At 60.2% G+C, this 18537-nt stretch carries 22 protein-coding genes and 2 tRNA genes; 1 reads left to right on the plus strand and 23 read right to left on the minus strand.

Annotated features, from left to right (window positions below; all coding sequences use genetic code 11):
• Positions 1-35: 35 nt before the first annotated feature.
• The 13 genes from eno to Q0G85_RS01200 form a co-directional block, all read right to left on the minus strand.
• Positions 36-1337, minus strand: coding sequence for a phosphopyruvate hydratase (gene eno / locus Q0G85_RS01140; protein ID WP_297153933.1), 1302 nt, complete (start codon positions 1335-1337; stop codon positions 36-38).
• A gap of 158 nt (positions 1338-1495) precedes the next feature.
• Positions 1496-2338: an energy-coupling factor transporter transmembrane protein EcfT gene (locus Q0G85_RS01145; protein WP_297153935.1), complete on the minus strand. Its 843-nt coding sequence runs from the start codon at positions 2336-2338 to the stop codon at positions 1496-1498.
• A gap of 123 nt (positions 2339-2461) precedes the next feature.
• The gene (gene rplQ, locus Q0G85_RS01150) at positions 2462-3031 is read right to left on the minus strand and encodes a 50S ribosomal protein L17 (protein ID WP_297153937.1); all 570 of its coding nucleotides are present in this window, start codon (positions 3029-3031) and stop codon (positions 2462-2464) included.
• 12 nt (positions 3032-3043) lie between these two features.
• Positions 3044-3994: a DNA-directed RNA polymerase subunit alpha gene (locus Q0G85_RS01155; protein ID WP_297153939.1), complete on the minus strand. Its 951-nt coding sequence runs from the start codon at positions 3992-3994 to the stop codon at positions 3044-3046.
• A 29-nt stretch (positions 3995-4023) separates the two neighbouring features.
• Positions 4024-4620: a 30S ribosomal protein S4 gene (gene rpsD / locus Q0G85_RS01160; RefSeq protein WP_158048644.1), complete on the minus strand. Its 597-nt coding sequence runs from the start codon at positions 4618-4620 to the stop codon at positions 4024-4026.
• Between the two features lie 19 nt (positions 4621-4639).
• Positions 4640-5038, minus strand: a complete 399-nt coding sequence (rpsK, locus tag Q0G85_RS01165) for a 30S ribosomal protein S11 (RefSeq protein WP_158048643.1) — start codon at positions 5036-5038, stop codon at positions 4640-4642.
• A 12-nt stretch (positions 5039-5050) separates the two neighbouring features.
• On the minus strand, positions 5051-5419 hold the full coding sequence (rpsM, locus tag Q0G85_RS01170; RefSeq protein ID WP_296060609.1) for a 30S ribosomal protein S13: 369 nt from the start codon (positions 5417-5419) through the stop codon (positions 5051-5053).
• A 23-nt stretch (positions 5420-5442) separates the two neighbouring features.
• Positions 5443-5556: a 50S ribosomal protein L36 gene (rpmJ, locus tag Q0G85_RS01175; RefSeq protein ID WP_006363204.1), complete on the minus strand. Its 114-nt coding sequence runs from the start codon at positions 5554-5556 to the stop codon at positions 5443-5445.
• A 99-nt stretch (positions 5557-5655) separates the two neighbouring features.
• A complete protein-coding gene (gene infA / locus Q0G85_RS01180; protein WP_158048641.1) occupies positions 5656-5874 on the minus strand; it encodes a translation initiation factor IF-1 in 219 nt (72 codons plus the stop codon).
• Positions 5875-6169: 295 nt separating this feature from the next.
• A tRNA-Gln gene (locus Q0G85_RS01185) sits at positions 6170-6243 on the minus strand.
• A 44-nt stretch (positions 6244-6287) separates the two neighbouring features.
• Positions 6288-6363 (minus strand) — tRNA-Lys (locus tag Q0G85_RS01190).
• Between the two features lie 152 nt (positions 6364-6515).
• Complete coding sequence (locus Q0G85_RS01195; protein WP_297153941.1) at positions 6516-7094, minus strand: xanthine phosphoribosyltransferase; 579 nt, start codon at positions 7092-7094, stop codon at positions 6516-6518.
• Between the two features lie 58 nt (positions 7095-7152).
• The gene (locus Q0G85_RS01200) at positions 7153-8109 is read right to left on the minus strand and encodes a putative manganese transporter (protein ID WP_297153943.1); all 957 of its coding nucleotides are present in this window, start codon (positions 8107-8109) and stop codon (positions 7153-7155) included.
• 95 nt (positions 8110-8204) lie between these two features.
• On the opposite strand from Q0G85_RS01200, the gene Q0G85_RS01205 reads away from it, so the two are divergent.
• The gene (locus Q0G85_RS01205) at positions 8205-8915 is read left to right on the plus strand and encodes a DUF554 domain-containing protein (RefSeq protein ID WP_297153947.1); all 711 of its coding nucleotides are present in this window, start codon (positions 8205-8207) and stop codon (positions 8913-8915) included.
• Positions 8916-8975: 60 nt separating this feature from the next.
• Here the strand turns inward: Q0G85_RS01205 and Q0G85_RS01210 are convergent, their stop codons facing one another.
• From Q0G85_RS01210 to Q0G85_RS01255, 10 genes are all read right to left on the minus strand, one after another.
• Positions 8976-9629 carry a DUF1847 domain-containing protein gene (locus Q0G85_RS01210; RefSeq protein WP_297153951.1) on the minus strand — a complete coding sequence of 218 codons (654 nt, stop codon included), beginning with the start codon at positions 9627-9629 and terminating at the stop codon, positions 8976-8978.
• Positions 9630-10050: 421 nt separating this feature from the next.
• Positions 10051-11685 (minus strand): chaperonin GroEL, encoded by a 1635-nt coding sequence (groL, locus tag Q0G85_RS01215; RefSeq protein WP_297153954.1) that lies wholly within the window; start codon positions 11683-11685, stop codon positions 10051-10053.
• Positions 11686-11850: 165 nt separating this feature from the next.
• On the minus strand, positions 11851-12138 hold the full coding sequence (gene groES, locus Q0G85_RS01220; protein WP_158048796.1) for a co-chaperone GroES: 288 nt from the start codon (positions 12136-12138) through the stop codon (positions 11851-11853).
• 196 nt (positions 12139-12334) lie between these two features.
• On the minus strand, positions 12335-13117 hold the full coding sequence (locus Q0G85_RS01225) for a response regulator transcription factor (protein ID WP_297153957.1): 783 nt from the start codon (positions 13115-13117) through the stop codon (positions 12335-12337).
• Positions 13110-14378 (minus strand): sensor histidine kinase, encoded by a 1269-nt coding sequence (locus Q0G85_RS01230; RefSeq protein ID WP_297153960.1) that lies wholly within the window; start codon positions 14376-14378, stop codon positions 13110-13112. The genes Q0G85_RS01225 and Q0G85_RS01230 overlap by 8 nt, the downstream gene beginning before the upstream one ends.
• 280 nt (positions 14379-14658) lie before the next feature.
• On the minus strand, positions 14659-15228 hold the full coding sequence (locus tag Q0G85_RS01235; protein ID WP_296062898.1) for an MOSC domain-containing protein: 570 nt from the start codon (positions 15226-15228) through the stop codon (positions 14659-14661).
• A gap of 207 nt (positions 15229-15435) precedes the next feature.
• Positions 15436-15648, minus strand: a complete 213-nt coding sequence (locus tag Q0G85_RS01240) for a hypothetical protein (RefSeq protein ID WP_297153963.1) — start codon at positions 15646-15648, stop codon at positions 15436-15438.
• A 318-nt stretch (positions 15649-15966) separates the two neighbouring features.
• A complete protein-coding gene (locus Q0G85_RS01245) occupies positions 15967-16689 on the minus strand; it encodes a M48 family metallopeptidase (RefSeq protein WP_297153966.1) in 723 nt (240 codons plus the stop codon).
• Between the two features lie 11 nt (positions 16690-16700).
• Positions 16701-17558, minus strand: coding sequence for a 16S rRNA (cytidine(1402)-2'-O)-methyltransferase (rsmI, locus tag Q0G85_RS01250; protein WP_297153969.1), 858 nt, complete (start codon positions 17556-17558; stop codon positions 16701-16703).
• A gap of 136 nt (positions 17559-17694) precedes the next feature.
• Positions 17695-18525: a phosphoenolpyruvate hydrolase family protein gene (locus Q0G85_RS01255; protein ID WP_297153972.1), complete on the minus strand. Its 831-nt coding sequence runs from the start codon at positions 18523-18525 to the stop codon at positions 17695-17697.
• Positions 18526-18537 lie beyond the last annotated feature (12 nt).

Here is an 18537-nt window from a genome sequence, read left to right on the forward strand (position 1 = left end):
CGTTTCGGCTAGAAAGTCCACCGAGCGATTTCTTCTTACGCCTGCGGCACCTTGATGTTGTAGAACGCGGAAAGACCAGCGTATTCTGCCTGGTCGCCCAGCTCTTCTTCGATGCGGAGAAGCTGGTTGTACTTCGCGACGCGATCGCTTCGGCACGGCGCGCCGGTCTTGATCTGGCCGGTGTTGCACGCGACGGCCAAGTCGGCGATGGTCGTGTCCTCCGTCTCGCCCGAGCGATGGCTCATGACGCACGCATAGCCTGCGCGCTTCGCCATCTCGATCGCCTCGAGCGTCTCGGTGAGGCTGCCGATCTGGTTCACCTTGATAAGAATCGCGTTCGCGCAACCAAGCTGGATGCCCTTCGCAAGGCGCTTGGAATTCGTGACGAACAGGTCGTCGCCGACGAGCTGCACCTTGTCGCCGATGCGGTCGGTCAGTGCCTTCCAGCCATCCCAATCCTCCTCGGCCATGCCGTCTTCGATCGAGATGATGGGGTACTTCTCAACGAGCGCGGCCCAGTAATCGACCATCTCGACGCTCGTGAGCTCGCGGCCTTCGCCCTTAAGCTCATATTTGCCCGTCTCGGCGTTGTAGAACTCGGTGGAAGCCGGATCCATCGCGAACATGATGTCGACACCCGGCTTGTAACCTGCGGCCTCGCATGCGCGAACGATGTACTCGAGCGGTTCCTCGTTGGTGGTGAAGTTCGGAGCGAAACCGCCCTCGTCGCCCACGCCACCGCCAAGACCCGCCTCGTGCAGGACCTTCTTGAGCGTGTGGTAGATCTCCGCGCACCAGCGCAGCGCCTCGGCGAACGTGGGGGCGCCGACCGGCATGATCATGAATTCCTGGAAGTCGACGTTATTGTCAGCGTGCACGCCGCCGTTCAGGATATTCATCATCGGCGTGGGAAGCACATGCGCCCCGATGCCACCGACGTACTTGTAAAGCGGAAGCTGCGCGGATTCGGCAGCAGCCTTAGCGCAGGCGAGAGATGCGCCCAAGATGGCGTTCGCGCCAAGTGCGCCCTTGTTGTCGGTGCCGTCGATCTCGAGCATCGTCGCGTCGATGGCGCGCTGATCCTCGGCCTCGAAGCCGATAAGAGCCTCGGCGATTTCCTCGTTGACATGGGCCACGGCGTCCTGAACGCCCTTGCCCATATAACGATGCGTGTCGCAATCGCGCAGCTCGACAGCCTCGAATGCGCCCGTCGACGCACCGGAGGGAACCGCAGCGCGACCGAACGAGCCATCGTCGAGCGCCACTTCAACCTCAACCGTCGGGTTTCCGCGAGAGTCGAGAACCTCACGCCCGAATACGTCGATGATCATGCCCATGCAAAACCTCCCTGAAGGATTCTTTTCGTTCGACCGACGCAAACGCGGCCGAAACCTAACAGGGAAACTATACCACTTCGCCCGCACGCCACCGCGATGCCCACGCCCGATGCGCCATCTTGATGCGCCTGCGGGGTGTATGTGGGCCGAGCAGCGAGTTAGAAGAAGATGGCGAGAAGCGCGCACGCCGCAACGCCGAGAACGATCAGCACCGCGCCGCGCACTCCCAGGCACGATTCCACGAGAGCGCTACGACGCCCAGCTTCGGTTGGAGCCCCGTAGCATCGCGCGTCCATGGCAGATGCCAGGCGATCCGCGCGCCGAAAGAGAGCCACGAAGAGGGCCACGAACACGCGCTCCCAAGCGCGCAAGGTCTCAGTGATACCCGCACCGGAAAAACGTGCGCACCGCGACCATTGCGCATCGTGGACCTGGCACAATTCCTCAGCCGTCACAGGAATGAAGCGAAGCGCAATCGAGAGCGCGCATGCGGCATCGTCAACGGGAAGAGGGGTTCGTTTGAGGGACGCCATAAAGCTCGACGCCGCGTTCATCATCTCCGTCGAAGTCGTTGTGAAGCTCACAAGCAGGCTCGCGTACACCAAAAGCACGACGCGCAACGCGTTAAACGACCCTTTGGCGAAACCGACAGGAACAAAACCAAACGACCCCACAAGGGCGATCGGGTCGAAGGCCGAAAGCGGTCCCGCCATGGACAGCTCCGAGCCCGATAGGGATATCGGCAACGACACATCCCAGGAAAAAGAGCAAAACGCGATAGCAACAGCGACCAGCACGTACGTCGGCACGGCAAGAATGAAAACGCCCCTGAAGGGAACGCGACTTACCGCATGCGCAAGCGCGTAAATCACTGCGACGATCGCAAGGCCCGTCCAAGTTTCAAGCAGAAACAGCGTGATGGAATACGCAAGCAAGAGCGCAATCTTCACGCGTGGATCAGCGCGATGGAGAAGCGATGTCCCGAAATGATATGTCTTCACAGCTAAATGCACCCATGCAGTATACCGAGCAATAGCCTTAAGGACGCATCACTTCGGGCCAAATGCAAAAAGAGAGCCGAGGCGTATCGCCCCGACTCTCTTCAAATCCCATAGGGGGAAAGACTATTCAGCCTTCTCCTCGGTTGCAGCTTCCTCAGCAGGAGCAGCTTCCTCAGCTGCTGCCTCCTCGACGGGAGCAGCCTCTTCGGCAACTTCCTCAGCGGGGGCCTCTTCAGCCTTCGCTTCCTCAGCAGCCTCGACCTTCTTCGGAGCAACCTTCTTGGCAGCCTTCGCAGCCGGCTTCTCCTCGGTCTTCGCCTTCTTGGCGACAGGCTCAGTGCACAGCTCCATGATGACCATGGGAGCATTGTCGCCCTTGCGGAAGCCCAGCTTCATAATGCGGGTGTAACCGCCCTGGCGATCGGCGAACAGACCCTGCTCGACCTTCTCGAAGATCTCGCGAACGAGCTCTTTGTCGTTGCCAAGAGCAGCGATGGCGAGACGACGGGAATGCAGGTCGCCCTTCTTCGCCCAGGTGATGATTTTGTCGACGTCAGGACGAATCTCCTTGGCGCGCGACTCGACCGTCTTGATGCGGTCGTTCAGGAAAAGGGCTTTAACAAGGCTGCGCTTCATAGCCTTAGTGTGGCTCCAATCGGTGCCGAGCTTGCGCCCCTTCTTGTTGTGTCTCATGATCTCGGTCTCCTATTGCTTCAAATTGAGGTCCATGGAAATGAGTTTGTCCTTCACTTCCTCGATGGACTTCGCACCAAAGTTCCTGATGTTCAGCAGGTCGTTCTCGGAGAACTCGACGAGCTGGCGGACGGAATGAATGCCAGCGCGCTTCAAGCAGTTGTAGGAGCGGACGGAGAGGTCCAGATCCTCAATCTGCTTGTCAAGCTCAGCATTAGACTCCTGGCCTTCGGGGGCGAAGATGGAGGGAGCTTCCTCCCCTTCTTCTTCGTCGGTGTTCGAAAGGCTCAGGAACGCGCCCATATACTGGTTCACGATGTTCGCAGCACGGCACACGGCCTCAGTCGGGGCGATGCTACCGTCGGTCTCGACCTCGAGAACGAGCTTGTCGTAGTCGGTGCGCTGACCAACGCGCGTGTCGGTCACGTTCAGCGTGCAGCGACGAACCGGGGAGAACAGCGAGTCGACATGGATGACCCCGATGGGATCCTCCGTGCGCTTGTTGCGCTCAGCGGAAACGTAGCCACGGCCGACGCCGATGCGGATCGTCATGTCGAGCGTGCCGCCGTCGGCGACCGTCGCGATGACGTGCTCGGGGTTCACCAGCGTGAACTCGGTCGGGACATCAAGGTCGGCGCCGGTCACCGTGCACGGGCCTTCGGCCAGCACGTGAGCGGTTGCCTCGGTGATGTCGTCGTTGAGAGCCGAGAAAACAAGGCCCTTCACGTTCAGGACGATATCGGTGATGTCCTCGATGACGCCTTCAGCAGTGGTGAACTCATGCTGCACGCCCTCGATCTGGATGGCAGTCGCTTTCGCGCCGTCAAGCGAGGAGAGCAGCACGCGACGCAGGCTGTTGCCAAGAGTATGGCCATAACCGCGCTCGAGAGGCTCGACGATGTAACGAGCCACCGTGTCGTTGACTTCTTCCGTTGTTACAGTAGGCCTCATGAACTCTGTCATGTTTTAAAAGCCTCCTTACTATGCTGCGATTACTTCGAGTAAAGTTCGACAATAAGCTGTTCGTTAATGTCCAAATCGATTTGATCGCGCTGCGGAAGAGCCAAAACGTTGCCCTGGAGTTTCTCGATGTCGACCTCGAGCCAAGCAGGAACCTCGAAACGAGCGTTGGAAACGAGAGCGCTCTTGATCACGAGGAGTTCCTTGGATTTCGGAGCCACGGAAACGACGTCGCCGGCCTTCACGCGGTAGGAAGGAACGTCAACACGACGACCGTTGACCATGATGTGGCCGTGGGTGACGATCTGACGAGCTTCCTTGCGGGTACGGGCAAAGCCGAGGCGGAAGATGACGCTGTCGAGACGGGACTCGAGGATGCGCATCAGGTTCTCACCGGTGATGCCCGGCATGGCCTTCGCCTTCTCGAAGTAGCCATGGAACTGCTTCTCGAGAACGCCGTAGATGAACTTCACCTTCTGCTTCTCGCGCAGCTGCATGCCGTACTCGGATTCCTTGCGACGACGCTTGGGCTCGCGCTTGGAGGTTTTAGAGCTGCTGTACCCCAGCACAACGGGATCAAGGCCCAGCTGGCGGCAGCGCTTAAGAACCGGAGTTCTGTTAATTGCCATGGTTATATGATCCTTTCAACTACACGCGACGACGCTTGCACGGACGGCAACCGTTGTGCGGGATGGGGGTGCAATCCTGGATGCTCGCGATTTCGAGGCCAGCTGCCTGCAGGGAGCGGATTGCGGTCTCGCGACCGGAACCGGGGCCCTTCACGTAGACGGCAACCTTCTTGAGGCCATGCTCCATCGCGGTCTTGGCAGCAGCTTCCGCAGCCATCTGCGCCGCAAACGGCGTGGACTTGCGGGAGCCCTTGAAGCCGACGGTGCCGGCGGACTGCCAGGAGATCACATTGCCCTGAGGATCGGTGATGCTCACGATAGTGTTGTTGAACGTGGATTTGATATGTGCGGCGCCAACGGCAATGTTCTTGCGCTCGGAGCGCTTGATGCGCGCACGCACTTGTTTCTTAGCTGCCACTTATCTGCTCCCTTACTTCTTCTTGCCGCCGATTTGCTTACGCGGGCCCTTGCGGGTGCGTGCATTGGTGTGGGTACGCTGACCGCGAACGGGCAGACCCTTGCGGTGACGAAGGCCACGGTAGCAGCCGATTTCCATGAGGCGCTTCACGTTCTGGGAAACTTCGCGGTGCAGGTCGCCCTCAACCGTGAGGTTCTCCTGGATGTAATCGCGAAGCTTGCCGAGATCCTCTTCGGAGAGGTCCTTCACGCGGATATCCGGGTTCACGCCGGTTTCCGCGAGGATCTTCTTGGAGGTGGTGAGGCCAATGCCGTAGATGTAGGTCAAGCCGACTTCAATGCGCTTATCGCGAGGAAGGTCGACACCAACGAGACGTGCCATAGGTTAATTCCCCTTCTTTCTTCCTAGCCCTGACGCTGCTTATGACGAGGGTTCTCGCAGATGACGAGGACCTTGCCATGGCGTCGGATGATTTTGCACTTGTCGCACATTTTCTTGACCGAAGGACGTACCTTCATTTCTCAATTCCTTTCGGTTATGCGTTCTCTTCTATATACAAACGTCCAGCCGCAGACGTTATTGCCGAAATTCGGCGGAGAAACCCGAGGTTCCCTTCCCTACTTGAAGCGGTACGTGATGCGCCCGCGATTCAAGTCGTAGACGGACAACTCGACCGTGACTTTATCTCCCGGAAGGATCTTGATGTAATGCATGCGCATCTTTCCGGAAATGTGGGCCAGGATCTCGTGGCCGTTCTCGAGCTCGACCTTGAACATTGCATTCGGCAACGCTTCAAGGACCGTGCCCTCAAGCTCGATGACATCTTGTTTCGCCAACTGTGCTCTCCTCTTAATGTGGACTTAAGACAGCAACACGAGATGATATCAAACATATGAAGTTGAGTGGGAGAATTGAGCGTAAAAGCACACAAAACCAACAAACCTGTGGTTTTCGAAATACCTGCTTGCCAGGCCCGCGGTCATGCCGCGCGATTGTCGCTCCGCTTTATCCGGAGTGGAATCGCCAGGTATTCGCGCTTTCGCGAAGCGCAGCCGCCTTGTCGGCTTTTGTTGACTGATGCCAGCTTGCTCGCGATGGCCCCAGTCGAGTGCTGCTTTGGTGCATCCATAATGGCTGGGGTACCAGGATTCGAACCTAGATAGCTGGTACCAAAAACCAGAGTCCTGCCGTTGGACGATACCCCAGTCTGGATTGGTGCAGACCCAAAGCAGGTCTTACGGAATCGGAATGGTGGGCCGTCGGGGATTCGAACCCCGGGCCTTGGGATTAAAAGTCCCCTGCTCTGCCAACTGAGCTAACGGCCCTCTTATCCAATAGCGCAACTGTATATGCTAGCGTTCGAGGCGAGCCTCGTCAAGGAAAAAGTTAGCAATTCCGCGACGAGGGGGGCGCAGGGCGCGAAGGAACCTGAGAAGTCAAGGAGCCAAAGCCGCCCAAGGGCCCAAATCCCAGAACGCTAGCGGAAGATGACTTCGCCGGTGTTGGGGTCCATCGATTCGAGAATCGCAAGCGACTCCAGGTGATAACCCTGCTCGCGCAGCTTGTCGCCGCCGTGCTGGAAGCCCTTTTCCACCGCGATGCCGATGCCCTCGATAGTGGCACCTGATTCCTTCACGAGCTCGATCAGGCCCGTGAGCGCGCAACCGTTGGCCAAAAAGTCGTCGATGATAAGCACATGGTCATCAGGGCTTAAGAACTTCTTCGAGACGATGACGTCGAAGATGCGCCCATGGGTGAACGACTGGATTTTGGTGGAGTACATCTCGCCGTCGAGGTTGATGGACTGAGCCTTCTTCGCGAACACGACGGGCACGTTGCCGAAGTGACGCGCGACCAAGCACGCGATGCCGATGCCCGACGCCTCGATCGTGAGGATCTTGTTCACGGGTGCACCCGCGAACAGCCGGGCGAACTCCGCGCCCATCTCGTCGATCAGGTTGACGTCGATCTGGTGGTTGAGGAAGCTATCGACCTTCAGCACGCCTTCCGACTTGACGACGCCATCACACTTGATGCGTTCTTCCAAAAGCTTCATTCCGTGCCCTTTCGTGCGCTTCCGAACCAATGAATCTGCGCGAAACAGTGTAGCAGAATTAGAACACGATGCCCGCAGCAGAGACGACCGCTCCTGCCACAATGCCGACGATGAGAAGTATCGCCACGATAATGAGGTTTTGCTTCGGACGACGGTTCGCGCGGAAGAGGACGAGCAGGCCGACGCCCGCCGAGACGAGCAAGCCCGCGAACATGGCTCCCGCGCCGAGCACGCCTTCCACATACAAGTCGGCGATGACGACACTCGCCGCGCAGTTGGGGATAAGGCCAACGATGGCCGCCACAACGACCGAAAGCGCGCTGTTCGAGCCGAGGATCTGCGCCAGCGCATCCTCGCCCACCGTTTCGAGCACCACGTTCAAAAGCAGTGTGACGATGAAGATGAAGACCGTGACCTGTGCGGTGTGCTTGAGCGCGCTCTTCACGATGGAAGCGCCCGCGTGATCATGATGGTGCTCTTCGTCCTTTTCCACCTCGTAAACAAGCTCGGGATTTTCCTCGCAGGCATGGCATTCACCATTGCAGTGGCAGTGATCGCGCTGACAGAGCTCGTGGATGCGCAGATGTTCTTCGGGGCGATGAAGCAAGCGGAGCACGCCATCGAGTGCCAGGCCCGCGACGATGCCCACGACCACCTTCGCTCCCAAAATGGCGCCCATGGTGGAAAGCGGCACCTGCGCCGCGAGGAAGATGGGGATCATCTCGTCGGAGGTGGACAGAAGCACAGCGATGAGCGTGCCGACCGTGATGACGCGACCCGCGTAGAGCGTCGAGGCAGCCGCCGAGAAGCCGCATTGGGGCACAACGCCGAGCACCGCGCCAATGACGGGGCCCGCCTTCCCCGCACGCTTGATGGCGTTTTGCGCCTTGTCGCCCGCCTTGTGCTCGAGCCATTCCATCGCTAGATAGGTGACGAACAGAAACGGGATAAGGTAGAGTGTGTCTTCTATTGAGTGTTCGAGGACATGCCCCGCGATATGCATGATTTCTTCCATAGCGAGGTATTCTAGCGCAGTGACTATCGCGCGGGCGACAACGTGCGCGCAGTTTCGCCAAGCGACAAGAAAAACAAAAAGGAGCAAACACGACCATGATCGGAACCATCGTCAACACCGTCGCAATCGTCGTGGGAAGCGTTATCGGAAGCCTTGCGAAACGCGGACTTGGCGAGAAATACCAGAACATCCTATTCTGCGCGATGGGTCTTGCGGCGACGGGCCTTGGTCTTCATTCCGTGGTCGAAGGCATGAACGGAAGCGTCTATCCCGTGCTGTTCATCGCGAGCCTCGCCATCGGAGGCGTCGTGGGCACAGCAATCGACATCGAGGGGCGCTTTGGCCGCCTGACCGAGCGCCTATCGAAATCGAAGGCGGAAGGAAGTGACGGAACCAACCTCTCACGTGGGCTTTCGACTGGCATCGTGCTGTTCTGCTTCGGCACGCTTTCCATCTTGGGCCCGATCAACAGCGCGCTTTACGGCGACGAGACCTTCCTGCTTACCAACGCGACGCTCGACTTTGTAACCTCGATGGTCCTCGCGTCGTCGTTCGGCGTCGGCATGGCGCTCGCGGGCGTGGTTCTTTTTTGCTGGCAGGGCTCGATCTTCCTTTTGGCGCAGTGGCTCGAGCCGCTTATGACCGCGAACCTGATGTGCGAGATTACCATCGTCGGCGGTTTTCTGATTCTCGCATCGGGCCTATCCATCTTGAAAATCAAGGAGATTTCGGTCATGAATCTCCTGCCCGCGCTCTTGGTGCCGCCCGTCTGGTTTGCCATCCTGCCGCTTTTGCGCCTTGGGTGAGCTATCTTTGACATCGAGCATACATCGCTCGTGCCTCGCGAGGGGGGTGTCTCAGGCGCCTCATTCCCCTTTGTCGGGCGCGATTTCCCCAATGGTTTTTTCCAGCTTACGCTTGTAAACAGAATCGGCGGCATAAAGCACTGAACAGGGGTTATGCACCGTCATAAAATCCTTTGCAACCAAGGTCACTGCGGGCGCATTCGAATACTTGCAGAAAAGCGCATCGTGTCCTATGCAAATACCCATCAGGATATTCAGATCCGTCTTCGCATCGTTGAGCAACAGAGCCTGCATGATTGGATTGCAGATAACGCAATCGTCTGCCAACGAAGGTACGTCAATGTTCAGGTCAGCTTTCATGTTGCTTTCCAGCTTGCAGCCAACTACCTGCACCTCAAACCCGGCCTTCCTGAGAAGCTCTGTCAGGATACGCGTTTCCCTCAACATGGCCGTGCAGGTTGCTATGCCGACAAGAGACGCCCCCATGCAGGACGCAAACTTGATCGTGTCCTGAACGCGTGTCGAATTAACCGTTTCAGCGCTGACTATCGCGGCAGATTCCATTATGAGGTGGTTCTCGGGTTCGTTGTAAAGACGCAGCGCCTCGTCATGCATTTCTTTAGTAATTGATGTTTGAACGCAGAAATCAGGCGCAGTCTTGTCCAGATGTTCGCAAGCTACTACCCGGCAACTCTCGCAAGCAATATCGCTCATCGTCCTCAACGCCTTTCGATCCTGAATTGCACCCAATTCCGCAAGGGAGCGAAAATACCCCGTCTCGCGTCGTTACACACAGGCACAAAATAACACCCAGCAAGAGGAAAGGCAATTCTTGACAAGCGCTCCGACCAGGTCACCTTGCACAAGGGGAAAGTGCGAAGCGCCACACTCGCCCCGAAGACAGCGAGAAGGCCTCTGGCGGATGCGGGGCGCGCGAAAGGATTTCGACGCGTACTTCGCGCGGGACGTCACGCTCGCCCCGAAGACAGCGAGGGCCCGCCCGGCGAGTTCAGATGGCGCGAAAGGTTGAGGACGCGTACTTCAAGTACGCGACGAAACCTTGGAGCGCCAGCTGGACCGCCAGGCGGGCCCGCAGCGTCGAGCTATTTCGCTGGCTGTAAGCCAGCGAAACCTATTACATCATGCCCATGCCGCCGCCCTGGCCTGCTGCGGCGAGAGCGGAGAGGTCGACGCCTTCCTTCGGAATCTCGGTGACCGTGGCCTCGGTGATGAGGATGAGGCCAGCGACGGAAGCTGCGGACTGCAGCGCCGTGCGGGTAACCTTGACCGGGTCGTTCACGCCCATCGCAATCATGTCGCCGTACTCGCCGGTTGCGCAGTTCAGGCCTTCGCCAGTGGGCAGACCCTTGATCTTCTCAACCACAACGGAGCCTTCGAAGCCGGCGTTCTGAGCAATCGCGCGAATCGGAGCCTCGAGAGCCTTGCGGATGATGTCGATGCCGACGAGCTCGTCCTTGTCGGTGGTCTCAATCTTATCGAGCTCGGAGACAACGTCGAGCAGAGCGACGCCGCCACCAGGAACGATGCCCTCTTCGACAGCCGCGCGCGTTGCCTGCAGCGCGTCTTCGATGCGGGACTTCTTCTCCTTGAGCTCGGACTCGGTAGCAGCACCGACCTTGAGCACGGCCACGCCGCCGGAGAGCTTGGCAAGGCGCTCCTGGAGCTTCTCGCGGTCGAAGTCGGACTCGGTGCGATCGAGCTCGGCCTTGATCTGGGCGATGCGATCCTCGATGTCCTTCTTCTCGCCCGCGCCGTCGACGATGAGCGAGTTCTCCTTGGTGACCTTCACGGTCTTGGCGGTGCCGAGCATGTCGATGGTGACATCGGCAAGCGTCATGCCGAGATCCTTCGAGATGACGGTTGCGCCGGTGACGGCGGCCATGTCCTCGAGGATGCGCTTGCGGCGATCGCCGAAGCCGGGGGCCTTGATGGCGACGCAGTTGAACGTGCCGCGGAGCTTGTTGAGCAGGATGGTGGCAAGCGCTTCGCCTTCGACGTCCTCAGCGACGAGGAACAGCGGACGGCCGGTCTTGATGATGGACTCGAGCAGAGAGACCATATCCTGGATGTTGGTCACCTTCTGGTCGGTGAGCAGGATGAACGGATCTTTCAGGTTCGCTTCCATCTTCTCGGCGTCGGTCGCCATGTACGGGGAGATGTAGCCGCGATCGTATTGCATGCCCTCGACGATGTTCACGTCCATGCCGAACGTCTGGGAGTCCTCGACGGAGATAGCGCCGTCCTTGCCGACAGCTTCCATGGCCTCGGCGATCTTCTCGCCGATTTCGGGGTCGCCCGCGGAGATGGTGCCGACGTTGGCAATCTGCTCCTTGGTGTCGATGGTCTGGGCGTTCGCCTTGATGGCCTCGACGACGGCGTTGGTCGCCTTCTGGATGCCGCGGCGGATGCCGAGCGCGTCGGCGCCAGCGGTGACATTGCGCAGGCCCTCGTTGACGATGACGTCGGCGAGCAGGGTCGCGGTCGTGGTGCCGTCGCCCGCGTCGTCGTTGGTCTTCACGGCTGCCTCGCGGATGAGCTGGGCACCCATGTTCTCAACGGGGTCATCGAGCTCGATTTCCTTGGCGACAGTGACGCCGTCATTGGTGACGAGCGGCGCGCCGTAGGACTTCTCGAGGGCGACATAACGGCCCTTGGGGCCAAGCGTGACCTTCACAGCATCGGCGAGCTTGGAAACGCCGGCCGCGAGAGCGGAGCGGGCGTCAGATTCGAACTTGATATCCTTAGCCATTGTTAGGCTTCCTTTCCTTGAAGATACTGAGCAAAGCGGAAGTGGTTCGCGATGGATTCCGAAAGTGGAAAGCCGGGAGGCTTGAAGCAAGCGACCTTAGGGCCGCACGCAAAACCGGTGCCTCACGTTGCGATTTCGGGCCTACCGCGAAAACCGTCAGACTAGCTATTCGAAGACTGCGTAGATGTCCTCGGAGCGAAGGATCATGACCTCTTCGCCGTTGACCTTGACTTCGGTTCCGCCGTACTTGCCATAAAGCACGCGGTCGCCTTCCTTCACGGGCACGGGAACGAGGTTGCCGTCCTTGTCGAGCTTGCCCTCGCCCACCTTGAGAACAACACCCGTCTGGGGCTTTTCCTTCGCGTCGTGCGCGAGAATGAGGCCACCTGCGGTGGTTTCCTCTGCTTCGTCCTGCTTCACGATGACGCGATCGCCGAGCGGCTTCAGGTTCATCATTGCTTGCCTTCCTCTCATCAACCTTGAATCGATGGTTGTTAATACCGAGCTTTCGAGTGCTAGCACTCTTCGCATCTGAGTGCTAACAACATTGGGTAACTATAGCATCTGAAAAAGTGAATGCAAGCATTTTGCAGAAAACTTGAGTGCTAGGGACTTAGGTTTTATCGAATCGTCACACTGCGTTCATAATTCACTTCGCACGCGGGGAGACAAGCCCGCTCTCGTAAGCGCATACCACAAGCTGCGCCCGATCGTGCGCGTCGAGCTTTCCCATGACGCGCGCGACGTGCGTTTTCACCGTTGCGGGCGAAATTACCAGCTCGCCTGCGATTTCCTCGTTGGTAAGCCCGCGCGCCACCAGCGTGAGAATCTCCCGTTCGCGACCGGTGAGCGAGCGCATGGCCTCCCGCGCAGGCGACCCCTGCCGCGCGCCCGCACGTGGACGCGACGCCACGAACGTCTCCACCAGACGACGCATGACCGAGGGCTGGATGAGCGCATCGCCGCGCGCGACGATGCGGATGGCCTCGACAATATCGTCGGGCTCGGCATCCTTCAGCAGAAAGCCGCTCGCCCCCGCAGCGAGCGCGTCGTAGACGTACTCGTCGATGTCGAATGTGGTGAGAACGAGAACGTGCGTGCCCATGAGCAGCGGGTTCGAAGTGATATCGCGCGTGGCTTCGATGCCGTTTCTCACCGGCATGCGGATATCCATAAGCACCACGTCGGGGCGGATCTTCTGCGCGAGATAAACCGCCTCTTCGCCGTTGCGCGCCTCGCCTGCGACCGAAAGCCCATCGTAGGAGTTGAGAATCATGCGGAACCCGCTTCTCACGAGGTCCTGATCGTCGGCAACGAGGATGCGCAGGACGTCCTTCGCCGAGTCCTGGCTGCCCGCCGCAGATGCAGGGGCAGCGCCGCGCGCGACGGGAGCTACGGAAAAACCCGCCGCCTTCGACTTATCCTCATCCATGGGATTCCCCTTCCCCGCTCGCAGCATCGAAGCTTGCGGGCGCATCGCCTACCGGGATGGTCGCGCGAACGCGAAAGCCTCCCCCGCTGAGCCGACCTGCATCGAGAGAGCCTCCGAGCAGCTTCGCCCTCTCCCGCATGCCATCGATGCCGTGGCCGTCCGCCGAGGCAGTGCTGCTTACAGCATTCAGCGCGCCGTCGCCGTCATCTTGCACGGTAAGCGTCGCCTTCGCGCCGTCGCTCGCAAGGACGATCGACGCGTTTTTCGCATGGGCATGACGAACGATGTTGGTCGTGGCCTCGCGGGCGATGCCGAACAGCGCGATGTCGATAAACGCCGGCGTCGCGTCCCGATTGTAGCCCGACGCATCGAGCGTTGCGGCGACCCCTGCTTCCTGAAGGTAATCCGCCAAATCCTCAAGGCGCGCCGTGCCCTCGGTCGGGGTGGTTTCAGCGGAGGAATCCCCCGCCCTGAGCACGCCGATCATCGCGCGGATTTCCTCGAGCGCCTCTTTCGCCGTCTTATGCGCAAGCGACACCGCTTCTTTCGCAGCAGCGGGATCGCGCTCGATCAGGCGCTCGGCTGCCGCCGTCTGAATGCTGACCGCCGAAAGCGAGTGAGCCGTGATGTCGTGGACCTCGCGCGCGATGCGGACGCGCTCCTCCTCGACGCGACGAGCAGCCACCTCTTCACGCGTGCGCTCGGCCTCCTCCGCTCGCTGCTCGGTTGCTCGCACGGAATCGCGATGAGCGCACACGGCCAGCCCACCGAGCACCGAGGCGACCATAAGCACGAGATTTTGCACGTACGCCCAAAACCACAGCGCAGCCGAGGTTCCGCCGTAGGTCGCTGCCGCAAGCGCCGCGACGCTCGCGACGGACGCGATGGCCATCTCGATGCGCGAGCATTCCACGACGATGGTAAACAGCGCAACCATAGGCCCGAAGATGGCGAGCGTCGATCCGTGGAAAGAGCTTTGCAGCCCGACGAACGCCACAAGCGTGAAAACGAAGACAAGCCAGGGTGATTTTCTACGCGCTACCAGGGGAAACGTTGTGAGGGCAAGCGCTATGAACGACGAGGTTGCAGGGACGACCGCCTCGATTCCGAGCATGCGGCGCAAGGCCTCGTCGGGCAGGATAAGACTCGCGGAAACCATGAGCTGCACGGCACCGAAAGCGAAGGCGGCAAGCGCCACGGCAACGTCGATCGCCCAATCGCGCGGGCTCATTTCACGATTATGTATAAGCAAGCTGTCCATGACCCCATTATGCGCAAACCCCGCACGGCGCGCCATACGCCATGCGGGGTATCCGAACAAAACCAGACTTGGAATCAGGGGCCGAAACGAGCAGAACCAGTAGTTGGTGGTCACTTGAGCGAGTTGTGCGCTGCCATTTCTCAGAATAATTCAATTTGCTTTAAGCTGACCTGGGGTTTCGTTCTCGAAGGATGTCCCAAGCCATCGTGAAGGGGAGAATCGGGCGAAAAAACGTCGCACAACTCGTTCAGTTGACCACCAACTAAGGGGTGTGCTCTCGCTACGCGTTGGCAGCAGCGGCCTCTTTCGCCTTCGCAGCCTTCTCGGCGGCCTCCTCAGCGCGCACCTTGGCAATCTCGTCGAGCGCCTCCTGCGGGGTGTACTTGCAGTGGCCGTCACCCATCTTGGTCACCACGATGGCGTCGCCCACCGACACCGTGCCACCGGTGACCACCTCGAAGAAGATGCCCTCGCGCGGGAAAATGCAGTCGCCCGCCAGGTAATAGATGGCGCACTTCTTATGGCACACCTTGCCGATCTGGGAAAGCTCGAGCACGACCTCGTCGCCGATCTTCACCTGGGTGCCGAGCGGCAGTGCAAGAAGATCCATCCCCTCGGTGGTGATATTCTCGGCAAAGTCGCCTTCCTTCACGTCGAGACCCATCGCGCGCGCCTTCTCGATGGATTCCCACGCGAGCAGCGACACCTGGCGATGCCAGTCACCGGCATGAGCGTCGCCCGTCACACCATGGTGCGGGTCGATGTGAATTTGCCCACTCTCAACAGGCTTTTTGCGCGTACCCTTGCGCTCGGAAACGTTGACGGAACGAACGTGGCCGGTGTTTTCCATAATGATTTCTCCCCTCAGTGCGAAAAAGGCCGCCAGTCCGTGCGAGCGAACTCGCGGCGAGGACTTGCGGCCTTTGCGTTAACATCTAGTAACTGAGTAGGAATAATAGAACTCCCAGCGATTAAACGCAAGAAGGAATAATAGAATTTTCTGCGCTGCACGAATTTCGACACGTTTTGTATCGTTTCGTCACGTTTCGCTGCATCGTCATTTGCTTCGACGCGTTCGGGGAAGCAGCACGAAGCCCGCCCCTATGCCCACGGCCACGATCACCGCCTGCACGACGAAGCTCAACGCGTACAGAATCGTCGATGCCACGTCGAGCTTGTCGTGGCCTTTCGAGCGCTTCACCACGTCGGAAAGAAGAAAATGCGCCGCCAGCGACAACACGACGGCGATTGCGCCCAAACACGCGAACATCGCGCGCCATCCCCATCCATAGTGAGGCTCTCTTTCTTGTAGGTTCCCCGCAGCTGGGGCGCGCAGCTTATCGAAGAGGCCGCGCAAACGCAGCTGGTCGGATATGAAGCTAAATAAAGTTTATACCGCCTTTTCCTGGCGTAATGTAAAACATGGGCATCCCGCGCAAATATACATGACGGGCGCATACGGGCGGGCGGAAGCAGGCGTATGAGCGGAAGCGAGTCGCGATCAGAAGCGGGTGCGCAGGGGCGCAAGGGCTCGCACGGCCGCGGGCACAGGCGGGCATACCTGGACGCTCGCTGGAAGGGACACCCCTTAGCGCAGCTTCGCGCGGCGCTGCTTCCAATCGGGCATAAACGCGTCCATGAGCTGGTGGAACCTGGGGCCGTGGCCGCGCTCCAGCAAGTGACACAGCTCGTGGACGACCACATATTCCAAGCATTCCGGCGGATAAAGTGCCAACCGCACGTTGATGCAGATGCGCCCTGTCGCCGGTTGGCAACTGCCCCAGCGGCTCGTCATGTTGCGATACGCGAGCTTGCCCGCCTTCACGCCCATGATCGGCTCCCACGCGGCCACGAGCGCGGGCACACATGCGCTTATCGCTTCGCGCCATTGGGCGACTTCTTCGGGAGTCGCCTGGGCCGCACGCGCCATGGGAGTTTGCGCGGCCTGCGCCATGTGAGATGCGATCCACGCCGCCTTGCGCTGAACGAAGCCACGCACCTCGTCTTCGCTCACCCACGAAGGCGCCGACACGTCCACATGCGATCCGTCGCGGGAAATGCGCAGGTTGAGATTTTTCACACGCTTGCGGGAAAGCCTCACCTCGATGCCGTCGACGAAGAACACGTGCTCAACAGCGGCGGACCGAGCGCTCGAAGCGAAGCGGGTTCGCCCAGCTGCGCCGGCTCGTCTGCCACCTTGAGAACCAAAACTCGCTCGCTTCGGGACGCGCTTGCTGGAGGAGCGAGCGCCCGCAGGTCCAGGCGCGATACGCCGTGTGCGCACGGGGCCTGATTGGTTGGAATACGGCACGGCACCCACCTTTACGCGTCAAGCGCGATCTCGTAGGCGGCGTTTCGGGGAAGCCCGAACTCGACGGCGATCGTCTTGGCAATCTCCTTGTTGCGCGCGCCTTCCGCCTTGAGCTCGGCAGCGCGAACTCGGGCGGCGTCGGCGGCGTCGAGCTGCGCGGCGTCCTCCTCGGCGGCGCTCGGCTCGTCGATCACGATGGCGATCTCGCCTTTGATGGAGCCATCTTCCGCACGACGGGCGAACTCGTCGCGCAGGCTCGGCAGGGTATCGCGCACCACTTCCTCGTGCAACTTGGTGAGCTCGCGACACACCGCCGCCTCGCGCAGAGGAAATGCCTGCGCCATTGACTCGAGCGCCGACGCCACGCGATTGGGGCTTTCGTAGAAGATAAGCGCCGCGTCGAGGGAGCGCAGCGCGTCGAGCATCGCCTTACGCTCGGCATCCTTGCGCGGGAAAAATCCGCCGAAGTAGAAGTGGGGGCAGGTGCATCCGCTCGCCACGTAGGCGGTGGCGCAGGCAGAAGCGCCAGGGAGCACCTCGACGGGTGCACCAGCCTCGCGAGCTGCTCGAACAAGGCGAAGTCCCGGGTCCGACACGCCCGGCATGCCAGCGTCACTGCAATATGCGATCACCTCGCCAGCAAGCACACGCTCGGCAACCTGCGCCGCGCGGTCGCCGATGAGCGCCTCGTCCAAACGCTCGAGCCGCTTCTCGATGCCGAAGGCGGCGAGCAGCTTCCCCGTCACGCGCGTGTCCTCCGCGCACACGACGTCCGCATCCCCAAGCGCCGAAATCGTGCGCTCGGTCATGTCGCCTAAGTTGCCGATAGGCGTCGGGCAGATGATGAGTTTTCCAAATGTGTTAGCCATGCGCGTTAGTATAGCGCGAGCGGAACCGCGGTGCGCAAGAGGGAGTGCACCCGCCACGAGAAAAGGGCGCCGCCGCGACACGAATCGCAGCAGCGCCCTTCGTTTGAGTCTCGGTGGAGCTTGGAACCGAGAGCTGTTACTTCTTGATAGCCTTGAATGCCTCGGTCTGGGCCTTGATGCCGCGCTCGGCAGCCAGGCGCTCGATGGAGGTGGCGCCAAAGAAGCCGTCGATGCCGGGCACGTGCTCGATGACGTACGCCGCGTCCTTCGGCTCGGAAATCGGGCCGCCGTGGCAGATGACGAGCGCGTCGGGGTTGATGTCCTTCACGACCTTCACGATGCCGGTGATGATCTCCACGCAGTCGTCGAGCGTGCGCGCGGTCTCGGCGCCGATGGTGCCGCCGGTGGTGAGGCCCATGTGCGCGACGATGATATCGGCGCCGGCCTTGGTCATCGCGACAGCCTGCTCCTCGTCGAAGACGTACGGGCAGGTGAGCATGTCGAGCTTGTGCGCCTCGGCGATCATGTCGACCTCAAGGCCGTAGCCCATGCCGGTCTCCTCGAGGTTCTTGCGGAACACGCCGTCGATAAGGCCGACGGTCGGGAAGTTCTGCACGCCGTTGAAGCCCTGGTCCTTCAGCTCGGCCAGGTACTTCTTCATGACGCGGAACGGATCGGTGCCGCAGACGCCGGCGAGCACCGGGGTGTCCTTCACGACGGGCAGCACCTCGGCGCCCATCTCGACGACAATCTGGTTCGCGTCGCCGTAGGAAAGCAGGCCCGCGAGCGAGCCGCGACCGGCCATGCGGAAACGGCCGGAGTTGTAGATGACGAAGATGTCGGCGCCGCCGGCCTCAGCCGACTTCGCCGTGATGCCCGTGCCGGCGCCAACGCCGAGCAGGATGTTTCCCTCGGCGAGGGACTTACGGAAACGATCGAGAATTTCCGCGCGGGACAGTTCAAGCATGGTGTTCTCCTT

The organism is uncultured Ellagibacter sp. (genome assembly GCF_934617235.1).
Lineage (GTDB): Bacteria > Actinomycetota > Coriobacteriia > Coriobacteriales > Eggerthellaceae > Ellagibacter.